Origin of the sequence: Paenibacillus sp. FSL H7-0442 (assembly GCF_038593105.1) — a bacterium.
GTDB classification, from domain to species: domain Bacteria; phylum Bacillota; class Bacilli; order Paenibacillales; family Paenibacillaceae; genus Paenibacillus; species Paenibacillus polymyxa_D.
On record NZ_CP151963.1, the window covers coordinates 5,453,539 to 5,473,334 of the forward strand.

Here is a 19,796-nt window from a genome sequence, read left to right on the forward strand (position 1 = left end):
TGTGGCTAAGTTCAACCCCCTACAACCGCAAAAATTCACTCATGGCACGATCCGACAGATAAGGTAAGTATTCATGACCATATTCGTGATACAGGAGAATTTCCTTGTCTGATACGATTTTATTGTACACCGCAAACTGCGTGGAGGGTGGACAAATGATATCCGACAGCCCCGTCACAAACAACACACGACCACGAATACGATCTGCCAAATGTTGAATATCGATGTAGCCTAGTCGGTGAAAGAGCTCCTCTTCGCGCACATGGTTCGGATCAAACCAACGAAAATAATAAACCAGTTCTTCATATGCGGATGTAGTGGCATCCAGCGCCCAGGCTCTTTTATAGTCCGACAGGAACGGATATACCGGAACTGCCATACGGACACGCGGCTCCAATGCAGCGCAAGCAACCGTTAAGGCCCCTCCCTGGGAGCAGCCAAATGCCCCAATCCGTTCAGGGTCGACCTGCTCCATAGACATCAGAATGTGCACCGCCTGTACCGTATCCAAAAATACATTGCGGTAATATAACCGATCCGGGTCCGGGTCATCAATCCCGCGGATAATATGGCCGCGAACCGTCGTTCCTTGAACCTGCAAATTATCCTCGGACAGCCCTCCTTGCCCCCGGCAATCCATAGCCAGCACAGTGAATCCGTGTGCCGCATAGCTTACCTTGTCGAACCAGTCGCCACTGTCGCAGGAATATCCATGAAACATGGCCAAAGCTGGCCCTTGTTCCGTAAGGTGCTTGGGACGAGCCAGCTTCCCATGAACCTTTGCTCCGCCCACTCCAGTAAAATATAGATGGTAACACTCCACCAGCGGAGAGACAAAATCAGCAGGCTCCAGTGTATAATCAAGCGGCTGTTGCTCCAGCTCCTGTAATGCCCGTTCCCAGTATACGTCAAAATCCGGCGGCTTCGGGTTACTCCCCATATACGACTGCAATTGCTGTAAAGACATATCCTCAGGCATTCAAGTTCCCTCCTACATCCGGCCCGACTCACGGTCGTCTGCGACCACTTCATCCGTTGCGATGACATACTTCATAATGTCGGATACTGTCGTGTATGCGATACCTACATACGTATCAGCGGCTCCATAATAAATTGCGATTCTTCCAGTGTCCGCATCATGCAGCGTAGCACACGGGAACACCACATTCGGCACAAAGCCCCGCTCCTCGTACCATTCCTCCGGGGTCAGCACGAAGTTGGAGGAACGATATTTAACCTTAGATGGATCATCCAGATCAAGAACGGCTACCCCCATGCTGTATACCAGCCCATTGCACGTGCCTGTCACCCCGTGGTAGAACATCAGCCAGCCCTCGGTCGTCTCAATCGGTGCCGGTCCGCCGCCAATTTTTACCGATTGCCACCAGCCCTGTCCGCCCTTACTCATGACATGACGGTGCTTGCCCCAATAGACCAAGTCAGGACTTTCACTCAGAAAAATGTCGCCAAACGGTGTATGTCCACTGTCACTCGGACGGGATAGCAACATAAAGTTTCCGTTTAGCTTGCGGGGCAACAGCACACCATTACGATTAAACGGCAAGAATGGATTTTCCAATCGTACAAAACTTTTAAAATCCTTTGTTTGGGCTATCCCCAACGCTGCACCGTAAAAATCTGTACACCAGATGATATAATACGTATCCTCCACGCGGACCAGACGCGGATCGTAAGCATAATTAGGTTGGTAATCGTTCCCTTCCTCATCAACCAAATGCAACCGTTCTGTCTCAATGTCCCAAGCCAACCCGTCGTCACTCCAGCCTAGATGCAAATGCGGACGTCCGTTAATTGTTTCAGCCCGGAATACCCCTACAAACCGTCCCTCATACGGAGCTACTGCACTGTTGAAAATACGGGCAATGCCCGGCACCGGATTCCGCCCAATGACCGGATTCTCAGTATGTCTCCATACCGGAGCCTCACTGCCCTCAGGCTTATCCTGCCACGGCATTTTCGGCAGACTCTCTCCCAAAATTCGCATGCTATTTACTCCCAAATCCACATTCAATTTATTCATACGTATATTCTCCTCTCACCGAGATATTTGATCTCATCTTTTTTTATTTCGTCGTTATTCTATTTCACCGAACCCTGAGCGAATCCGTTATAGATATATTTTTGTAAGGATAAAAAGGCAATCAACGTCGGAATAATGGCAATGATAATGCCCGCGCTAATGACTTCCCATTGTGATCCATAGGGTCCTTTAAACTTGAACAGCGCCGTCGATATGACCTGAAGGCTTGTTTTGGGCATATACAGGAACGGGGTGTAAAAGTCGTTGTAAATATTAACGCCCTTGATAATGATCACCGTCACAATGGCAGGCTTCAGCAGGGGCAAGATAATCCGCCAGTAGATCGTCAGATAGGAGGCCCCATCCAGCATGGCCGATTCATCCAGCGCCACCGCAATGGAATCCAGAAATTGCAGAAAAATATACACCGCAATAATATCCGTTCCCAAATACAGCAAGATCGCCGCCCAAGGCGTGTTAAACAGCTCCAGCTTGTTGATAATTTGAAATGTTGATACCTGTGTCGTTACCCCCGGAATGAGGGTCGCGAGCAGGAACGCACCTAGCATAAGACTTTTGCCCTTAAATTTAAAACGGTTCAAAATGTACGCAATCATGGAACCGGTCAACGTGGCTCCGATGATCGAAATCAACAGGATAAAAGCTGTGTTCACAAATCCGGTCAGCATATTTCCGTTAATAAAGGCTTTGGTATAGTTAGCCCAATTCAGCCAGTTCACAGGGGGAGTCAGAGGACTGGTTGCCGCATATTCAGTCTTCGTCTTCAAAGATGCAAACAAAATTACGACAATCGGTAGCAGTGCAATGAACGCACCTAGTAGTAGCGCCGCATACTTGATGCTGCTAGCCAGTATTCTTTTCAGCTTATACATGATTAGTCCTCCTCTCCCCGAATTAGCAACCGTTGAAGCAGCGTAACAGCGATTACGATCAGCAGCAGAACAACTGCCATCGCCGAGGCCAAACCGACCTTGCTGTATTTGAATGCCACATCAAGCGTCTGAATGACGAATGTTTCGCTACCATTGGAGCCACCGGTCATAATATACGGAATATCGAATGCACTGACCGCACCGCTAATGGCCAAGATGAGGTTCAACTGCAAAATCCGCTTGATGCTCGGCAAAATAATTGAGCGGAACTGATGCCAGCGGTTGGCCCCATCGATATCGGCTGCTTCATACAGATCACTGGATATGGAAGAAATCGCACCTAGAAACACAATAAAGTTAAAGCCCATGTATCTCCAGATCGACGTGCCCGCCAGCGAAATATTGATAATCTCCGGGTTGCCCAGCCACAGCTTGACATACGAACCCAGCCCCACTGCCTGAAGCAGTGTATCGAGCGTGCCGTCTGGCTTAAAAAAGAATAGAAAAATAAAACCAATGGCCACCCCGTTCATCAGGGAAGGAAAAAACAAAACGCCTTTAAAGAAATTTTTAAACCAGGTCTGAAAGCTGAGAATGCTTGCAAAATAAAGGGCCAGACCCATCTGTACAAACGTGGCTACAAAGTAATACAGACTGACCTTAAACACCGAGAAATACTCGGGATCGGTAAAGATTTTGATATAGTTTTCAAAACCCACATATTCCAGACGCTTACTATAGCCGTTCCAGTCCGAAAAGCTGTACTTAAACATATTGATCACTGGCAAGTACGCAAAAGTGATCAGCAGCGCTAGCGGAATAAATGAAAAGGCAACAATAATCGCCAATCTTTGTTTGGAGTAGCTGAGATTCGAAAATTTTAACATGCTGCACCTCCTGGCTATCCGTCCATCGACTGCTACGTCGATCCTTTCTTTTCGTCAGTTCAGATGGCTATTTTGCTTCCTTAGCAGCCACTTCAGCACGCGCCTTCACCCATGCATCGTTCAGATCTTTCATAATGGCGTCATACGATTCCGGGCGGTTACCCACCGCTGCCTCAATAATGCGTTTCTTGAAATCAGGCTGCCACAAACCAATTTCGCCCATTTTGTCGATTTTATCAACAATTCCTTCCTGTCCTTTTGGAGATGGAGTAAGTGTTTCAAAAACGACCCCCTGATCTTCGTATTGCTTCAAAATGCTAGGCATTGGAGCACCCTTCAGCGGACTAATACTGCCTGCCTGCTCTACAGCATAGTTGGACTTTTCGGTAAACCAATCCACCCAGGCACGGGCCGCTGGTTTATTTTCACTGTTTACGTTAATACCGAGGTTAAAGTCACCAGCCAGCGGCACAAGTACCTTGGAGGCATTCGTCGGGAAAGGCATAAAACCGATATCATCCTTGTTAGGAGCTGTGCTTTTGATCTGGTCAATTGCCCAAGAGCCAAGCACCATCGTACCGATTTTGCCTTGAGCAAGATCTGCCTTGGAGGTCTCCCAATCCGTAGTCGTTGGATCTTTTTCAATCAGGCCTTTTTTAGCTGCATCGTATAGGACCTTATACAGTTCATAGTGAGGCTGGCCCTTTGTGAAATTGTCATCTGTATTCGGTTGTGTGACATTCACGTATTCCTTTGTACCCGCCAATGTTGCCAGACTAGACTCCCACTGGGTCAGTGCCCAACCAGAGGCATAGTTCGTAAACAGCGGCACTGCCTTGGTTTTGTCCTTAATCTGCTGTAACGCTGTCAGGAATTGGTCCGGTGTTTTGGGAAGCTGCGTGATTCCTGCGTCCTTGAACACCTTTTTGTTATAAATCACACCAGAGTAAACCATCGCAATCGGAATACCGTAGCTGTTATGATCCACCGTACGTTCTTCAATGCCGGTATACTTGTTTTTCATCTCCTCATAAGTACCCAGTGGTTCGAAAAAATTGGGCAGCTCTTCAACTGGAATACTGCCAGGGATCAGCAAAACATCCCCGTAATCCCTGGTCCCCATCCGAATTTTAATTTGACCATCATAATCGGCCAATGCCTGGAAATTGACCTTCACGTTCGGATAAAGCTTGTTAAATTCCTTAGCGTAGTCCTGAAATACCGTATCCACAATATCTGTCCGCTGTGTGATAACCGTAATTTCACCTTCCACGGCCTTTGGATCAGAGCTGGCAGCTGGCTCATCCTTCTTTGAGGTACAGCCAGTAAACAGCCCAGCTAACAAAACCACAGATAGTAATGACATCAAAACCTTGGACAACTTCATGAGACGACTCCTCCTGTTGTTTTTTAATAAGGTTATCGTTAAAGTAACAAAATCATTTTATTATGTTAGCGCTTACTATGTCAATTGCAATATTCTTTTTTTGTGAAGTGGAATCGGTCACACCTTATGAAAAAACACCAATTTAGCATGGTTGACAGTTTACAAACAGCTAGATATGATAATTCTGTAAAGTTAACGATAACCTAATATTTTTCCCGAAGGAGGCTTTGTCTCTTGGCAACACTACTGGACGAAATTAGACAGGAATGGAAGGAACACATACTCCCATTCTGGCTTGGACTGAAGGATGAGACACACGGTGGGTTTTACGGCGAGGTGGATGTGGATCTGCACACTCATAACCAAGCCGACAAAGGCGGGATTGCCACTGCACGGTTACTCTGGTCCTTCTCGGCGGCTGCTCGTGTAACAGGGGAAGATACCTATGCAGAAGCCGCACGAGATGCATTCACATTCCTGCGAGATCACCTGCTTGATCCATTACATGGAGGAATGTATTGGATGGTGGACTACACCGGGCAACCCGTGGACACGTGCAAGCATGTATACGCGCAGGCATTCGCGATCTATGCGCTAGCAGAGTATGCACGTGCTACAGACGACCCGAATGCATTGCCACTAGCTATGGAGCTGTTCCACCTGCTGGAGCAAAAAGGATATGATCCCGCCCGGCAGGCATACGGCGAGCAATATGACCGCTTGTGGAACACGCAGCCTAATGAGCTGCTCAGCGAAAATGGAGTTACCGCGCATATCACCATGAATACGCATATTCATGTTTTGGAAGCGTATACCCAATTGCTGCGCGTCTGGCCAAATGAAGAGGTTCGAGATGCACTGACGAACGTACTGGATATTTTATATCGTCGCGTTTACGATGCTTCTGCCCGACGATTGGGGGTATTCTTCGATCGTGAATGGCGCTCTCTGCTTGACCTGACCTCATATGGTCACGACATCGAAGCCAGCTGGTTGATTGAGGACGCTATGAATGTGCTGGGTTATTACCCGTCAGAATACCTGGACATGGTGATGGATATTGCCAATGCGGTAGCAGAGCGTGCTGTTCAGCCAGACGGATCACTCATCAACGAGCGAGAAGGAGAGCGGGTAGACACCTCACGTATTTGGTGGGTGCAGGCCGAGGGGATGGTTGGTTTTTACAATGCGTTTCAACGTACAAATGACGAACGATTTCTGCAAATTGTGCGTAATCTGTGGGCCTATACTCGGCAATATATCATAGATCCGCGCCCCGGAGGCGAATGGTTCTGGTCAGTTCAAGCGGATGGTAAGCCTGATGCGAGAGAGATTGCAGGCCCTTGGAAGTGCCCTTATCACAACAGCCGATTTTGCATAGAAATGCTAGAAAGGATGGAAAACCAATGATTCATAGCAAATACGATGAGCTGCTATTGCAGCAAGAGGAACTGATTACACGCCCTAATGAGGTTAAAACTACCTTTTACAATGGTATCTACGAGCGCTACCTCTATCCAGTGCTCACACGCCATCATGTTCCACTTCACTGGCGGTTCGATCTGGATGCGCAAACTAATCCCTTTTTCATGGAGCGGCTGGGTGTAAATGCGGCATTGAATCCAGGGGCGATCTATCATGAAGGAAAATACATTCTTGTTTCGCGTACCGAAGGACTGGATCGAAAATCATTTTTCGCTTTGGCAGAGAGCGATAACGGCATTGATCAATTTCGATTCATTGACGCCCCCCTAGTATGGGAGGATATCGACCCAGAAGAAACAAATATGTACGATATGCGGCTGGTGAAGCATGAGGACGGCTGGATTTACGGTATTTATTGCTCTGAAAAAAAGGATCCTGACGCGCCACCTCACGATACCTCCAGTGCTGTCGCTCAGGCCGGACTGGTCCGTACTCGTGATCTTCGTACATGGACCCGGCTTCCCAACATTACTACCCAGTCCCCACAGCAGCGCAACGTTGTTCTGCACCCTGAATTTGTGGACGGTCAATACGCCTTCTATACTCGTCCTCAGGACGGGTTTATTTCCACCGGCTCGGGCGGTGGCATTGCCTTCGGCCTGTGCAAAGATATTACACAGCCCGTGATTGAACACGAAACCGTCATTGATGAGCGCCGTTATCATACGGTGTACGAAGCCAAGAACGGACAGGGGCCTGCCCCGATTAAGACCAGCCGCGGCTGGATTCATATCGCTCACGGGGTACGCAATACGGCCGCCGGGCTGCGGTATGTGCTGTATACCTTTGCCACCAGTCTGGAAGACCCTACGCGCGTCATTGCTAAGCCCGGCGGGCACTTTCTAGCTCCTTATGATGAGGAACGCGTGGGCGACGTTTCGAATGTTATTTTTTGCAACGGGGCTGTTGTTAACGAGCAAGATGAAGTTTTTATCTACTACGCTTCCAGTGACACCCGTATCCACGTAGCGACAACCACCATCGCTCGACTGGAGGACTACACCTTCAATACACCATCCGACCCGCTGCGCTCTCTCAGCAGCGCCGCTGTTCGCCGTGATCTGATTCATCACAATGAAGCGCTATTGAAAGCGCACTCCCGTCCTTCTCAGCAGACATAAGCCGCAGGCTTTATCCTGCTTGCGGAACCATGTATACTATCCATAGAACAACTGTTACCCGCAGGCTAATTGTTGTTCTATGGGCAGCTACGCTGCCAGTCTTTGTATCTTTACAGGCAGCTAAGCTACTAATATATTCCCCCAGCATTTTGCATCCATTCTTTGGATTTAGGCAAGATGCTTATCTTTTTAAAATTGGAAGGCGGAACAGGAATGAAGAGCAACGTAACGATGCGGGATATTGCAGATAAGCTGGGAGTAAGCAGCGTGACCGTGTCGAAGGCGCTCAATGACAAGGATGGGGTTAGCGAGGAGCTAAAAGAGCGTATTAAGACGCTCGCGGGCGAAATGGGTTATCGTTTCAATACCGTTGCCAAGTCCATGAAGGAGGGCCTCACCTATAACATTGGTGTTGTCATTCCCGAACGTTTTACCGGCCCTGGCCAATCGTTTTATCTGCACATCTACCAGCAAATTTCACGGGCACTGGAGCCATACGGCTACTACGGCATCCTTCACATCCTCCATCGCGAAGACGAGGAACAGCTTAATCTGCCACGTATCTATTACGACCGTAAGGTGGACGGCTTCATTCTCCTGGGCCAAGTGAGCAAGCCATATATTGAGCTTGTACAAACCATGGAACTGCCCAAAATGTTTCTCGATTTTTATGATGAGCATGCCGATATCGACTCCGTGGTGACGGATAATTTTTACGGGGCCTACGAGCTGACCAACTATTTGATCGCCCAGGGACACCGGGATATTGCATATGTGGGCAACCTCTATTCCACCAGTAGTATTCAGGATCGTTTCCTCGGCTACTATAAATCCTTGCTGGAGCACAGGTTGCCTCTCCGTAACGAGTGGGTGCTCAGTGACCGGGACGACGAAGGCTCTTATGTTGAAATGGAGCTTCCTCAGCCGCTGCCGACTGCTTTTGTATGTAATTGCGATCAGGTCGCTCACAATCTGGTGCACAAGCTCATTGCTCTGGGATACCGCGTACCTAAAGACTGCTCTGTGGTCGGCTTTGACAATGATGTATACGCCACTCTTATTGTTCCGCAACTGACCACAGTCGGAGTAGACATCGAGCAGATGGCACGTACCGCAATTGATTCGATGATGAAAAAAATAAGCCATCCCGGCAGTCGCTTTGGTCGGGTCCTGGTGCAGGGTCATATTGTATATCGTGACTCCGTGCAGCCCATCGAGAGGCCATGATCATCAAATATTCCACAACCAAAAGCCGCTCAGCATGTCGCTGGAGCGGCTTTTGACGTTCATAAGTATTGCAGTGTGATCATCGTACTCACTTTCCATTGTGGATCTTGCAGAATCCTGGATTAGGAGCGCTGGGCGACAAAGGAATTGCCCGCCCGATTGAGAATCGGCAACATCCGCATTTCCTGCCCCATCGAGGCTTGGCAAAATGGACAAGCTGGCTCGTTCAAAAAGGTGAAATCCGTTCGCATCCAGCCATTGCAACCCTCATTTGTACACGACCAAATAGCCGTATTTTCCTCTGGAATGATTTCCGGGGCCTGGCGTCTGTACATCTATATCCCCCCTCGGTTTTTTATAGGGTAATATCCCCTGTCGGCTTACTGTTAATTCCAACCTGTGCGGGTATTAATATGCTCCAAGCTCCAAAAAATATGCGCAATTTACCAAAATGTTTATTTACGGATAGCCTTGGTCCAGAAGCCGCCATGAAATTGCTTCGGCTCTACCGTAATGACAAAAGCCTTAGGGTCCAGCTCCAGAATGGACTGATACAGCCTATTCTGGTTTTTCCGTTTAGCCAAAATTTCCATCACCAGGCGCTCTCCATCACGCCCACTGCCCAGCCAGGCTGTAACGCCGTATCCTTTGTCCCGCAGCGCATTGGCAATTCCTCCATTAATCTCATTGCTGATCACCTTAACAGTGACATAACCAAGCGCTATTTTTTCCTCAATCCATGCTCCAATCAGAATACCCAATGCATAGCCAATGGCGTATACCGCAAGACTTGCCACTTGATCCAGATACTTAAGCACAACATTCAAGCCCAATACATAGACCGTAACTTCTACGGTGCTAATGAGCGCAGCAATGTACTTCTGTCCTTTCAGCGTCAGAATCATGCGCAGTGTATACGCCGATACGTAAATAATTTGAATAACGAGAATAAATAATAAAATTTTGAGCATGCGCTCACTCCCCACTTCACGTTCTGATTTAACCCGTATCCAACATTATACCCCCGTCTGTGATATACAGCCTCTGGTTTCGTATTACCCTTGCTCGGGTAATGACTAACTATAGCATGCTGAATGAAAGTTCGATCACATAAGGAGGGCTTCAACATGAAGGATAACGGAATTAGCGATAAAATCAAAGGTAATGTGAACAAAGCCAAAGGTGAAATCAAGGACCAAATCGGAAACGCTACCGATAATAAATCCCTTCAAGCCGAAGGTAAACTGGATAAGGCCAAAGGCCATCTTCAGGAAACAGCAGGCAAACTGAAGGACGGCAAATAATCCTGAATGGATAACTTCGGCGCACTGTTTTACCTACAAGTCTCGCTGTCTTGTGCAGCGGGCTTGTTTTGTGTTGTTCGGATACTTTTGGAAAAACTTTTGCGCAAACAGGGCAACTTTTATGGTTGCTGTTGCGTCTAACCAATATAAGCACAACCTATAATGACTCTCCAAGCTGTTGGATTTTGTAGGCATTAATGTTACTCTAGTCTATGAACCAGGCTATAATTCTTAAATAAAGGGGTAGACCAACGAATGAAATCACTGAAATCTATCAAAAAACCTGTCATCATCACTGCCGTATCCGCCTTGGCCATATCCGGGGCTCTTTTCAGCCAATCCACATATGCCGCACAAGTGACTAAGCCGATCCAAGCAGTATATAACAATATCAAAATTATCTACAACGGAACCGAGGTTCCTACTGATGCCAAAACAGAACCGTTCCTGCTGGATGGCGTAACGTATATCCCACTGAAGCTGGCAGGTACAGCTTTGGATAAAAAAGTAACATGGGATGGAACAAACAAACGCGTAGTCATTGCTGACAACGGCGTTCCTATTGATCAATCTACAGTTACGGCGCTGAACAACCAGATTACGACGCTGACTCAAGAGCTCAACACAGCGAAAGCAGCAAACACGACGAAAGACGCTACCATTGCTCAATTGCAAAAAGACAACCAGACGCTAAAAGATGAAGCAAGCAAAAATAGCTCTAGCTCCTTGAAGGATCTTCAAAAGAAGCTGAACGATGATCACAGCGATGACTACAGCACCAACTCGGATATCACGTTGGATGGTAACAAAAGCGATATTACGGTGACCATCGAAATGACGAAATCTAGATGGACTGACCTAACCAGCAGCAGAAAGGAAACCTTCCTCGAAGACATCGGTGAAGATATTTTGAAAGAGTATAAAGATGCCGATATAGAGGGTACGGTTAAAAACTCTAGTAACAGGGATAAAATGGCAACCTTTACAATCAACAGCAGAGGTAAGGTTTCTTTGAGGGATGTAGCTTCTTCTCTGGATGCAAGTACGATCCAACGTAACTTGTCCGATAGATATGGCACCTATAATGGAGTCGGCTTTGATTTCACCGTAAGAGGCGACAGCAATGAAGCTATCGTCGAGGTTTATGTAAATTCGGATGACTGGAATAAACTTTCGAACAATCAAAAAAACAACCTGACAGATGGCGTTACTGATTATCTTAAAGATAAACAGTCTGTATCCAAAGTCGTTGGATATGTACGTAATAAAGGAAACAATAGTCAAATCATTACCTTCTAAGATTAATCTCTCAAAAAAAGCGACAAAGGCCCTTAAGCCTTTGTCGCTTTTTTGTGATGTACAAGCAACATATATTCCACTACTCAATCAATCTGCCTACAGAAGTAATATATTTTATATAGTCTTTATCCGCATCGGTTGTATCGATATTTCTCGTATAAACCAAATTACCAGGAGTGGTGGTTTTCACTTTGTAAAACATACTGGGTCTAGAATAAGGATTTACACTATAGGTCCCTTTGCTATAAACAATCATAGGATTAAAGTCAATTTGCTTGAAGGCGGGCGATAAGTCGCTCTTATAAGTAGCATGAATATTCAATACATCCTTCTTTTTATCCCAGTCAAAGGAAATAAGGTCAAACGCATTCGCATCAATGACTTGGGCCAAGTCTTGTCCCTTAAACCTCATAAGAACGGGACTCTCCGTAAAGCTATCATGTTTTAGCTTCAATAAGCCACGTTGGGGATCCCACTCCATCTTCGCATCTGTATCCTTCAACAAAATGGATACCGGCAAAAACATCGCGTTGCTTTTCATGATGGGGACTGTATCCATTGTCATAGGTTCGCCGTTAACCGATATTTCGGGTGATCCGATCGTAGCCGTTACATTACGCCCCAACAGATCAACAGCAGCCGTCTTGTTCGCTGCATTATAACTTACTTTGCCGCCCAGTATATCCTCAGCCGCTTGGAGCGGTATAAGCAGTCTCCCCTTCTTATCCACAAAAGGTGATGCAGGGTAGGTGTATAAAACGTAATGATCATTGACCTTCAAGTGTATGGGCGTTTGGCCTTGAGCTGATGCCCAATTCGTGTTTGTAGCACCCAAACTCAATACAATCATAAGACAGATTAGTAACCTAATTTTCATAATCATAATACCCTCCTCGTTATTGTTCGTTACCAGTGTATCGTCACAAAAATATCATTTCAACCATAATTTACAACATATATCCAGAAATACACATGACATTTTACATATACTGGTTTATAATGGGTTAAACTGCAAAACAAAAAGAGAGCACAGAATTGCACTCTCTTTGGATAAAGCATATAAAAGTAAGAAATATTAATAGGCCAATGCAAAAAGTCCTTTGATATGGGACAAGTAACGGATGTTACTGCCTTCTTTCATCAAAGTAGCTACAGCGCCTTTCAGTTGGGTGCCATTCGCGCCTACAGTACCGATCGCGTCTGTTCTGCCCAAGCTGCCCAGTGTTCCGGAGAATACCGGTGTAAAGCTTTCCATTTTCGCTCCGTTGAAATAAGCGAAGATGTTGTAACCAACTAATTCGCCCATTTGCCAAGCCAACTGTGCAGTTGGAGGGTATGGACGCTCGCCTTCAGCCGGGAACACCACTGCGCTGTCGCCAGCGAGGAAGATGTCTTCGTGAGAAGTCGATTGCAGTGCACCATTCACAGTTGCACGACCACGGTTTACTTCGATACCGGATGCGCCAACCAGTGCATTACCTTGTACGCCGCCTGTCCAGATCAGTGTGTTCGTTTTGATCGAACGTCCGTCTTTCAGGAGAACTTCGTCTGCTTTCATTTCTGTAATCGGAACACCCGCTACGATTTGAACGCCACGTTTTTCAAGGCTTGTTACTGCACGATCAACTAGTGGTTGAGGGAAGCCTGCCAAAATAGATGGTCCAGCTTCTACACAATACAAGTTGATATCTTCGTAGTTAATACCTTTTTCGCGACAAATTGCAGGCAATTTGTCAGCATATTCGCCCACCAGCTCAACGCCTGTCAGACCGCCACCACCGATAACGATTGTAGCGTCCGCTTGGTTACCGGATTGCTTGTAAGCATCTAGACGAGCTTCCACATGTGCGCGAATGCGATTGGCTTCTGCCACGGATTTCAGCGTGAAGCTATGCTCTTGCAGTCCCGGAATACCGAAGTATGCCGTTTCGCTGCCCAGGGAGATAACGAGAGCGTCATAGCTCAATGTAGCACCACTGGCCAGGGTTACTTTTTTATCGTCAGGCTTAATTTCGGAAACCGTATCCACTTTCAGGATAATTTCTTTGTTACGCAGCAGTTTCTCCAAAGGAAGCGCCACAGCTTTTTCGGCAATTGTACCTGCCGCTAAACGGTGCAGTTCCGTAATAATTTGGTGCGACGCAAAGCGGTTAACCACTGTAATGGTTGCTTGACTAGCGTCCATATGCTGGCGTGCTGTAAGAGCGGCCAGCAATCCGCCGTATCCGCCGCCCAAGATCAAAATTTGCTTCGACATGTCCATCCTCCGTTCTCGATCAGGTAATTATTTGCTTTCGCGTTGGCGCTCATTCAGAATATCCAGGAAAGCCTGGCTGAAACGCAGCGTTTTTTGTACATTCGGATCTTTAAGCATTTTGAGCAGACCGAACAGACCTACACTGCCATCCGTAGTTTGTACACGGTCATTTGCTTCAATCGCAGCAGAAGCCAATCCTTTAGCCGATTCTGTTACAGGCTTCACAAACTCTCCCATGGAGTTTTTCATATCTCCGATAAAGACAGGGTCAGTTGCCAGACTGCGAGCTACATCATAAGCGTCGGTCATCAAAGTAACCATCTCAGTCAACTTTGGCAGATTCTCTACCAGTACGGTCAGCGATTGCTGAACCTCCGGTTTCATCAATTGGTCCAGTACATCCCGAGACTCTTTGGTAGCTTCTTGTGTTACTGCCACCTCTTGTTGGTTTTCAGACATGCGTGAACGTCCTCCTTTACTGTGAAAATAGAAGTCCATCCTCTCTCGTAACCTGTATCCATAAACTCTAGCAATAAAACGTTCATTGAATTCACGCCCTTAAACATACAAGAAGCACAGCTTAAACCGGCCTATACCCTAAAGGGCAAGACTGATTTATCGCAGATGCCAATTGTATATTGCTCAGACGTTATTCTGTTGTTACTGCTGCGGAATATCTCACGAAGCGTTCCTTCGTGACTACAACAGGCCGAAACGGAACCCTATACCTTTATATTACACCTTTCACAACACAATCGTCGAAGAAATTTTAAATTTGCACAAATTTCTGCAAATTTTTTATTGTTATTTTAGATAAAAATTAGAATAAGCTCGATTTTTGTCCAAGTTTCCCTTGAAAAAGGGTCATTTTAGACTAGAGGAGGGTAATAGAGAGCGTACGTTTCAGTTCGATAATATGAAAATAACCCAAAATATATTCATACAGAGGCCCGATCATCACCACTTGTGGGTCGGGCGAACAAGCTGCATTGGCAGAATCGCCCTACCTACGTAGGGTGTCTTCAGAAGCATCAGGAATATCAGGTGGTTCGAAATCATCAGGAGACGGCTGTGGCACACCAGACTCAATGAACTCATCTACATCGCGGGCAGCCTTAACTTGATTGCATTCATTGCAAGCACATACACAATTGACTGGCGTCGTGTGGCCCCCTTTTGCCCGAGGCAGTAAATGATCAATCGTGTCACCGTAGCCCCCGCAAAAGAAACAAGTATAGCGGTCACGCTTAAGCACATATTGGCGAAATTCCTTGTTGCTATACAGTCTGCGCACGGTGTAAGGATTAACAATCACCGCCATACGCTCTCTGACCAGGGTCATGGCTAGATCAAGCTCAATCTCTTGATGCCAGCGTCTCCCCTGATCGGTTTTACCTCTTAGCCGAATCATGCCATTACGATTGAGCCGCAACGCCCGAGTATCCGCAGGCTTCAGCCTACTAAGCAGATGCCGAACCCGTTGCCGATGGCGCTCACGCGCTTTATCCGTGACCGGCTTCCTGCGGGGGCGCTGTGCCTCCATAGGTAGTGACGCCTCCAGGCTGTGCACAGCCGTATTTGCTCCAAGGCTATGCTGCGTCACGGGAGCAGCCGAGAGGTTCGCTTCCTCGCCGTAAGGAGCGGACGTAGCCGCACGTTCTTGCGGGGCCAACCCCCGGCAGGAACGGCAAGGACCACGCCGGGAATAAGGACCCGCCCGGCGACCCGTTCTGCGCTGAAAGTCCGTTAAAGGTTTCATCTCCTGACAATACGTACATTTTTTTATCAGCGCTTTGCTCGTTTCATCCTTATTCTGCTGCGGTTCTGTCACGTCCACCCCTCCTTTCTTCTATTGCTCGCGCTCCACGGTTTGCCCAAAACCCGAACTATTGTTAAGTTAGATTCATTTTACCGTTTTCACGTTCCCTTTTCTAGCTATTGAGACATTATGAACACTCAGGTATAACAAATTTTAATGATTTAGCATACGTTATACAGCGATCCTTGTTCTTCATTCAGCATCATATTGACCGTCTGACGTTTAGCCCCCCTCACTTGGTGGGTAACTTGTTATATATAAAGGAGGGACGCACATGAAAAGGAACCATACGATGATGCAATTTTTCGAGTGGAATGTCGAAGCTGACGGTTCTCACTGGAAGAAGCTTGCCCGCCTGGCACCGGAACTGAAGGCCAAAGGAATTGACGCGATATGGATTCCACCTGTCACCAAAGGCCAGTCGCCCGAGGATACGGGATACGGCGTCTATGACCTTTACGATCTGGGCGAGTTTGACCAAAAAGGCGCGGTGCGCACCAAATACGGAACCAGGGAAGACCTGCTGGAAGCTGTTGCTGCCTGCGTTCGTCACGGTGTGGCCGTCTATGTCGATCTGGTCATGAACCATAAAGCTGGTGCGGATGAAACCGAAGTATTCAAGGTCGTCGAGGTCAACCCGGATAACCGCAATGAGGTCATTTCCGAGCCCTTTGATATCGAAGGCTGGACTAAATTTACATTCCCCGGCCGACAAGGGAAGTATTCCACATTTCAATGGAACTTTGAACATTTTAACGGAACCGATTACGATGCGAGCCAGGACCGGACAGGAATCTATCGTATTTTAGGTAAAAATAAAAGCTGGAGCGAAAATGTAGATGATGAATTCGGCAATTATGATTATTTAATGTTCGCCAATATTGACTATAATCATCAGGATGTGCGCAAAGAGATGATCCGCTGGGGCAAATGGCTGGTGGACACTCTGCAATGCAACGGATTCCGTCTGGATGCAATCAAGCATATTAATCATGAATTTGTACGAGAGTTTGCTACAGAAATGATTAAAAAACGCGGGCAGGATTTTTATATGGTAGGCGAGTTTTGGAAACCGGATCTGGAATCATGTCAAAAGTTCCTGGATACCATTGATTATAAAATCGACCTGTTTGACGTATCCCTCCACTACAAACTACATAGCGCTTCCTTGGGTGGCAAGGATTTCGATCTAAGCACCATTTTCGAGGATACGCTGGTTCATACCCATCCCCTGAACTCGGTTACTTTTGTCGATAATCATGATTCCCAGCCGCACGAAGCGCTCGAATCCTGGGTGGAGGACTGGTTTAAGCCCAGCGCCTATGCACTTATCTTGCTGCGCAAGGACGGTTATCCCTGCGTGTTCTACGGCGATTACTACGGTATTCAGGGGCAAACGCCCGTGAAAGGCAAGCAAGCTGAGCTAGACCCGCTACTATATGCCCGGTACCATAAAGCTTATGGTGAGCAAAAAGATTATTTCGATGATCCCCATACGATTGGATGGGTTCGTCAAGGCGTGCCTGAGCTGGAAGGCTCCGGATGTGCTGTGGTGATCACCAACGCAAATGACGGGGAAAAGCGCATGTTCGTAGGTAAACAACGTGCAGGGGAAGAATGGATAGATTTGACCGGGCATCACGATCATATCGTAAAGATCGGGCAGGATGGCTACGGCATATTTCCCGTTCGTGCCGGCAGTGTGTCGGTGTGGGCACTTCCCGCAGAGGAAGACAGCCAGGAATCAGAAGAAGAAGCAAACGCTTAATCTATACCCAACACAAAGAGGACAGGATGCGAGGAAGCGCCCTGTCCTCTTTGTGTATGAAAACTCACTCCGTTACCTTGCTTTGGTTGGCCACAGCCTGCTTCTTAGCCTCTACATGACTCGGATCACCGAGATAAAAGCGCCGGATGGGATCTATATGCTCATCCAGCTCATACACCAGCGGAATACCTGTCGGAATATTCAAATCCAGCAATGCGGTTTCGTCCAGATTCTCCATATACTTGATTAAAGCCCGCAAAGTGTTACCATGTGCAGAAATGATAACTCGATCCTTTTTGAGAATCAAAGGTACAATCCGCTGCTTCCAAAACTCGCCGACCCGATGCACTGTGTCCTCCAGACTTTCCCCAAGCGGCAGCTCTTCTGGCTTAATATTGCGATAACGCTCTTCCCGATGCGGACTCCGCTCGTCTTTCTCATCCAGCATGGGGGGCCGCACTGTCAGGCTACGCCGCCAGATATGGACCTGCTCCTCGCCGTATTCAACGGCAGAATCCAGCTTGCTAAGCCCCTGAAGAGCACCGTAATGGCGTTCATTCAGCTTCCATGACTTCTGCACAGGTATCCACAGATGATCCAGTTCATCCAAGATGTGATACAACGTGCGGATAGATCGTTTTAGCACAGAGGCAAATGCCAAATCAAACGTATAACCAGCCTCCTTGAGAATACGTCCCGCCTCAATGGCCTCATGAGTCCCTTGTTCAGTCAGGTCCACGTCCGTCCAGCCCGTAAACAGGTTTTGTCGGTTATACACGCTTTCTCCATGCCTAACCAGCACTACTTGATACATGTACTCACTCCTCTCCTGTCTGTCTTAATGTTTTACCCAACTTCTATGTATTTAACGTAAAATGCAATTTTTAAACCGTCTATTTAAAATACAAAAAAGGACGGCATTCAGCCATCCCTTTCTTCTCACCCTGCACTTAGTCCCTCTTACTGAACTTGGCCAACAGGTCCAAAATCCGTACATACAGCCATACTAGAGTCACCAGCAATGCAAAAGCACCATACCACTCCATGTATTTGGGTGCGCCTTGATCTGCTTGCTCTTCAATGAAATTAAAATCCACCAGCAGATTTAAAGCCGCAATGATCACGATAAATAAACTGATGCCGATGCCCAGCCAACCTGTTTCATGGATATACGGAACATTCATACCGAAAAAGTTCAACATAAAATCAACCAGCGTCACCAGAAAAATTGCCATTGTACATAGGACAACGAATGAGATAAAGCCGCGTGTCACCTTGATGATTCGCTGTGTGTACATAAAGAGCATCAAGAACAAGATACCCACAGTCAGCAAAATGGCATTGGCCACAATCCCAGGGTACTCATACTCCATAAAAGCTGAAACGCCACCCAAAGCAAAACCACTCAGAATCGCATATACAGGAGAGAGTAATGGCGCCGTTTTTGGAAAAAAGGATATCGCAAGTGCTACGCCTGTCATACCAATAAATCCTGCCGTCAGCAAAGATAGCACCTCTACAGTTCCTTCATAGGTCATGTACCAGGTAATACTGCCAGAGACGATGAGCAGAACCAGCAGAAGCAACGTTTTGTTCACCGTTCCTCCAATGGTCATGCGTTGTTCACTAGCTTCTCTTTCATCTTCGCGCAAAAAGATGTCATCACGTAAAACCGGATTGCTAAAGCTCATACAGGGTACTCCTTTTCGATGTTGTTGTTTGCTATGCTATATGTATATATCGGCACAATATGAAAAAAGTTTCAGAAAATTTCAAACAAAAAAAGCTCTAACCTTGCCTTTCGGCAAAGCTAGAGTTAGAGAGTCAGGTCGTTACAAGTTAGAAATCAGATGTAGCAATTTGGATTGTACCTGTTACTGCTCCAACTGGAGTCGCCTGAAGAGCAGCTACCAGCAGCAAAGCAACTTCTAACGTTAGACTGTTGCCCGCCGGGATAACATAAGTGATCACAGGAGCATTGACACGGGTAACCACAAGATCAACCGGATTGGCACCCGTATTATTCACGGTAATTGTAGCATTATTACCGCCTCTCAGGTTTTCAAAAAAGGACTTACCCACACCAGCAGCAAGATTGTAGAATTGCGAAGGTAAAAGAATCGCCATAGTTTTCACCTCCCTTGCTTTTGATAGTGTATTCTATGCTTCCAATCTATGAACGTAACGTTAAGTGACTCAGTAATAAGACACAATTTAAAAGACTCATAGATTAACGTACCCTATATATGTAAAAAGGAGTTGCCCTCTCAGATCCTTTACAGAATCTGCGGACAACTCCTTTTTTAAA

Annotated in this window: 20 protein-coding genes; 6 read left to right on the top strand and 14 right to left on the bottom strand. The window is 46.9% G+C overall.

Annotated elements, in window-relative coordinates; all coding sequences use genetic code 11:
- Positions 1–19: 19 nt before the first annotated feature.
- The 5 genes from MHH57_RS24110 to MHH57_RS24130 form a co-directional block, all read right to left on the bottom strand.
- Entirely contained in the window at positions 20–979 is a 960-nt protein-coding gene (locus tag MHH57_RS24110) for an alpha/beta fold hydrolase (protein ID WP_341071363.1), read from the bottom strand.
- 12 nt (positions 980–991) lie between these two features.
- Complete coding sequence (locus MHH57_RS24115) at positions 992–2,041, bottom strand: glycoside hydrolase family 130 protein (RefSeq protein ID WP_341071364.1); 1,050 nt, start codon at positions 2,039–2,041, stop codon at positions 992–994.
- Between the two features lie 59 nt (positions 2,042–2,100).
- Complete coding sequence (locus MHH57_RS24120) at positions 2,101–2,934, bottom strand: carbohydrate ABC transporter permease (protein WP_023990883.1); 834 nt, start codon at positions 2,932–2,934, stop codon at positions 2,101–2,103.
- A 2-nt stretch (positions 2,935–2,936) separates the two neighbouring features.
- Positions 2,937–3,821, bottom strand: a complete 885-nt coding sequence (locus MHH57_RS24125) for a sugar ABC transporter permease (RefSeq protein ID WP_039271802.1) — start codon at positions 3,819–3,821, stop codon at positions 2,937–2,939.
- 67 nt (positions 3,822–3,888) lie between these two features.
- Positions 3,889–5,208: an extracellular solute-binding protein gene (locus tag MHH57_RS24130; RefSeq protein ID WP_029518689.1), complete on the bottom strand. Its 1,320-nt coding sequence runs from the start codon at positions 5,206–5,208 to the stop codon at positions 3,889–3,891.
- A 234-nt stretch (positions 5,209–5,442) separates the two neighbouring features.
- Here MHH57_RS24130 and MHH57_RS24135 point away from each other — a divergent pair, with 234 nt between their 5' ends.
- The 3 genes from MHH57_RS24135 to MHH57_RS24145 all read left to right on the top strand — a co-directional run bounded on the left by MHH57_RS24135 (position 5,443) and on the right by MHH57_RS24145 (position 9,041).
- The gene (locus tag MHH57_RS24135) at positions 5,443–6,618 is read left to right on the top strand and encodes an AGE family epimerase/isomerase (protein WP_165145809.1); all 1,176 of its coding nucleotides are present in this window, start codon (positions 5,443–5,445) and stop codon (positions 6,616–6,618) included.
- Positions 6,615–7,814, top strand: coding sequence for a glycosidase (locus MHH57_RS24140; protein WP_318627716.1), 1,200 nt, complete (start codon positions 6,615–6,617; stop codon positions 7,812–7,814). Before MHH57_RS24135 ends, MHH57_RS24140 begins: the two co-directional genes overlap by 4 nt.
- Positions 7,815–8,027: 213 nt before the next feature.
- Positions 8,028–9,041, top strand: coding sequence for a substrate-binding domain-containing protein (locus MHH57_RS24145; protein ID WP_342434622.1), 1,014 nt, complete (start codon positions 8,028–8,030; stop codon positions 9,039–9,041).
- A 122-nt stretch (positions 9,042–9,163) separates the two neighbouring features.
- Here MHH57_RS24145 and MHH57_RS24150 read toward each other — a convergent pair whose 3' ends face one another.
- Positions 9,164–9,376: a cold-shock protein gene (locus MHH57_RS24150; protein ID WP_025721956.1), complete on the bottom strand. Its 213-nt coding sequence runs from the start codon at positions 9,374–9,376 to the stop codon at positions 9,164–9,166.
- A gap of 120 nt (positions 9,377–9,496) precedes the next feature.
- Entirely contained in the window at positions 9,497–10,012 is a 516-nt protein-coding gene (locus tag MHH57_RS24155) for a DUF2179 domain-containing protein (RefSeq protein ID WP_013312523.1), read from the bottom strand.
- A gap of 156 nt (positions 10,013–10,168) precedes the next feature.
- On the opposite strand from MHH57_RS24155, the gene MHH57_RS24160 reads away from it, so the two are divergent.
- Both MHH57_RS24160 and MHH57_RS24165 read left to right on the top strand, forming a co-directional pair.
- On the top strand, positions 10,169–10,345 hold the full coding sequence (locus tag MHH57_RS24160; protein WP_068939077.1) for a CsbD family protein: 177 nt from the start codon (positions 10,169–10,171) through the stop codon (positions 10,343–10,345).
- Positions 10,346–10,600: 255 nt separating this feature from the next.
- Positions 10,601–11,644, top strand: coding sequence for a stalk domain-containing protein (locus MHH57_RS24165; protein ID WP_029518693.1), 1,044 nt, complete (start codon positions 10,601–10,603; stop codon positions 11,642–11,644).
- 79 nt (positions 11,645–11,723) lie between these two features.
- Here MHH57_RS24165 and MHH57_RS24170 read toward each other — a convergent pair whose 3' ends face one another.
- From MHH57_RS24170 to MHH57_RS24185, 4 genes are all read right to left on the bottom strand, one after another.
- On the bottom strand, positions 11,724–12,521 hold the full coding sequence (locus MHH57_RS24170; protein WP_342434623.1) for a copper amine oxidase N-terminal domain-containing protein: 798 nt from the start codon (positions 12,519–12,521) through the stop codon (positions 11,724–11,726).
- Between the two features lie 198 nt (positions 12,522–12,719).
- Positions 12,720–13,901 (bottom strand): NAD(P)/FAD-dependent oxidoreductase, encoded by a 1,182-nt coding sequence (locus MHH57_RS24175; RefSeq protein WP_069011002.1) that lies wholly within the window; start codon positions 13,899–13,901, stop codon positions 12,720–12,722.
- 27 nt (positions 13,902–13,928) lie between these two features.
- Positions 13,929–14,360 carry a DUF1641 domain-containing protein gene (locus MHH57_RS24180; protein ID WP_029518696.1) on the bottom strand — a complete coding sequence of 144 codons (432 nt, stop codon included), beginning with the start codon at positions 14,358–14,360 and terminating at the stop codon, positions 13,929–13,931.
- 544 nt (positions 14,361–14,904) lie between these two features.
- Positions 14,905–15,732 (bottom strand): HNH endonuclease signature motif containing protein, encoded by an 828-nt coding sequence (locus MHH57_RS24185; RefSeq protein ID WP_341071368.1) that lies wholly within the window; start codon positions 15,730–15,732, stop codon positions 14,905–14,907.
- A gap of 262 nt (positions 15,733–15,994) precedes the next feature.
- On the opposite strand from MHH57_RS24185, the gene MHH57_RS24190 reads away from it, so the two are divergent.
- Complete coding sequence (locus tag MHH57_RS24190; RefSeq protein WP_039271815.1) at positions 15,995–17,488, top strand: alpha-amylase; 1,494 nt, start codon at positions 15,995–15,997, stop codon at positions 17,486–17,488.
- Between the two features lie 64 nt (positions 17,489–17,552).
- On the opposite strand, the gene gpmA is transcribed toward MHH57_RS24190, so the two are convergent.
- The 3 genes from gpmA to MHH57_RS24205 all read right to left on the bottom strand — a co-directional run bounded on the left by gpmA (position 17,553) and on the right by MHH57_RS24205 (position 19,615).
- Positions 17,553–18,302 (bottom strand): 2,3-diphosphoglycerate-dependent phosphoglycerate mutase, encoded by a 750-nt coding sequence (gene gpmA / locus MHH57_RS24195; protein ID WP_029518698.1) that lies wholly within the window; start codon positions 18,300–18,302, stop codon positions 17,553–17,555.
- A gap of 136 nt (positions 18,303–18,438) precedes the next feature.
- Positions 18,439–19,179: a Bax inhibitor-1/YccA family protein gene (locus MHH57_RS24200; RefSeq protein WP_341071369.1), complete on the bottom strand. Its 741-nt coding sequence runs from the start codon at positions 19,177–19,179 to the stop codon at positions 18,439–18,441.
- 148 nt (positions 19,180–19,327) lie between these two features.
- On the bottom strand, positions 19,328–19,615 hold the full coding sequence (locus MHH57_RS24205; RefSeq protein WP_029518700.1) for a hypothetical protein: 288 nt from the start codon (positions 19,613–19,615) through the stop codon (positions 19,328–19,330).
- Between the last annotated feature and the right edge of the window lie 181 nt (positions 19,616–19,796).

Bases quoted from the DNA above. Each gene is read 5' to 3' on its own strand.
- MHH57_RS24110 (WP_341071363.1), bottom strand. From the start codon at position 979: ATGCCTGAGGATATGTCTTTACAGCAATTGCAGTCGTATATGGGGAGT.
- MHH57_RS24115 (WP_341071364.1), bottom strand. From the start codon at position 2,041: ATGAATAAATTGAATGTGGATTTGGGAGTAAATAGCATGCGAATTTTG.
- MHH57_RS24120 (WP_023990883.1), bottom strand. From the start codon at position 2,934: ATGTATAAGCTGAAAAGAATACTGGCTAGCAGCATCAAGTATGCGGCG.
- MHH57_RS24125 (WP_039271802.1), bottom strand. From the start codon at position 3,821: ATGTTAAAATTTTCGAATCTCAGCTACTCCAAACAAAGATTGGCGATT.
- MHH57_RS24130 (WP_029518689.1), bottom strand. From the start codon at position 5,208: ATGAAGTTGTCCAAGGTTTTGATGTCATTACTATCTGTGGTTTTGTTA.
- MHH57_RS24140 (WP_318627716.1), top strand. From the start codon at position 6,615: ATGATTCATAGCAAATACGATGAGCTGCTATTGCAGCAAGAGGAACTG.
- MHH57_RS24145 (WP_342434622.1), top strand. From the start codon at position 8,028: ATGAAGAGCAACGTAACGATGCGGGATATTGCAGATAAGCTGGGAGTA.
- MHH57_RS24150 (WP_025721956.1), bottom strand. From the start codon at position 9,376: ATGTACAGACGCCAGGCCCCGGAAATCATTCCAGAGGAAAATACGGCT.
- MHH57_RS24155 (WP_013312523.1), bottom strand. From the start codon at position 10,012: ATGCTCAAAATTTTATTATTTATTCTCGTTATTCAAATTATTTACGTA.
- MHH57_RS24160 (WP_068939077.1), top strand. From the start codon at position 10,169: ATGAAGGATAACGGAATTAGCGATAAAATCAAAGGTAATGTGAACAAA.
- MHH57_RS24165 (WP_029518693.1), top strand. From the start codon at position 10,601: ATGAAATCACTGAAATCTATCAAAAAACCTGTCATCATCACTGCCGTA.
- MHH57_RS24170 (WP_342434623.1), bottom strand. From the start codon at position 12,521: ATGAAAATTAGGTTACTAATCTGTCTTATGATTGTATTGAGTTTGGGT.
- MHH57_RS24175 (WP_069011002.1), bottom strand. From the start codon at position 13,901: ATGTCGAAGCAAATTTTGATCTTGGGCGGCGGATACGGCGGATTGCTG.
- MHH57_RS24180 (WP_029518696.1), bottom strand. From the start codon at position 14,360: ATGTCTGAAAACCAACAAGAGGTGGCAGTAACACAAGAAGCTACCAAA.
- MHH57_RS24190 (WP_039271815.1), top strand. From the start codon at position 15,995: ATGAAAAGGAACCATACGATGATGCAATTTTTCGAGTGGAATGTCGAA.
- gpmA (WP_029518698.1), bottom strand. From the start codon at position 18,302: ATGTATCAAGTAGTGCTGGTTAGGCATGGAGAAAGCGTGTATAACCGA.
- MHH57_RS24200 (WP_341071369.1), bottom strand. From the start codon at position 19,179: ATGAGCTTTAGCAATCCGGTTTTACGTGATGACATCTTTTTGCGCGAA.
- MHH57_RS24205 (WP_029518700.1), bottom strand. From the start codon at position 19,615: ATGGCGATTCTTTTACCTTCGCAATTCTACAATCTTGCTGCTGGTGTG.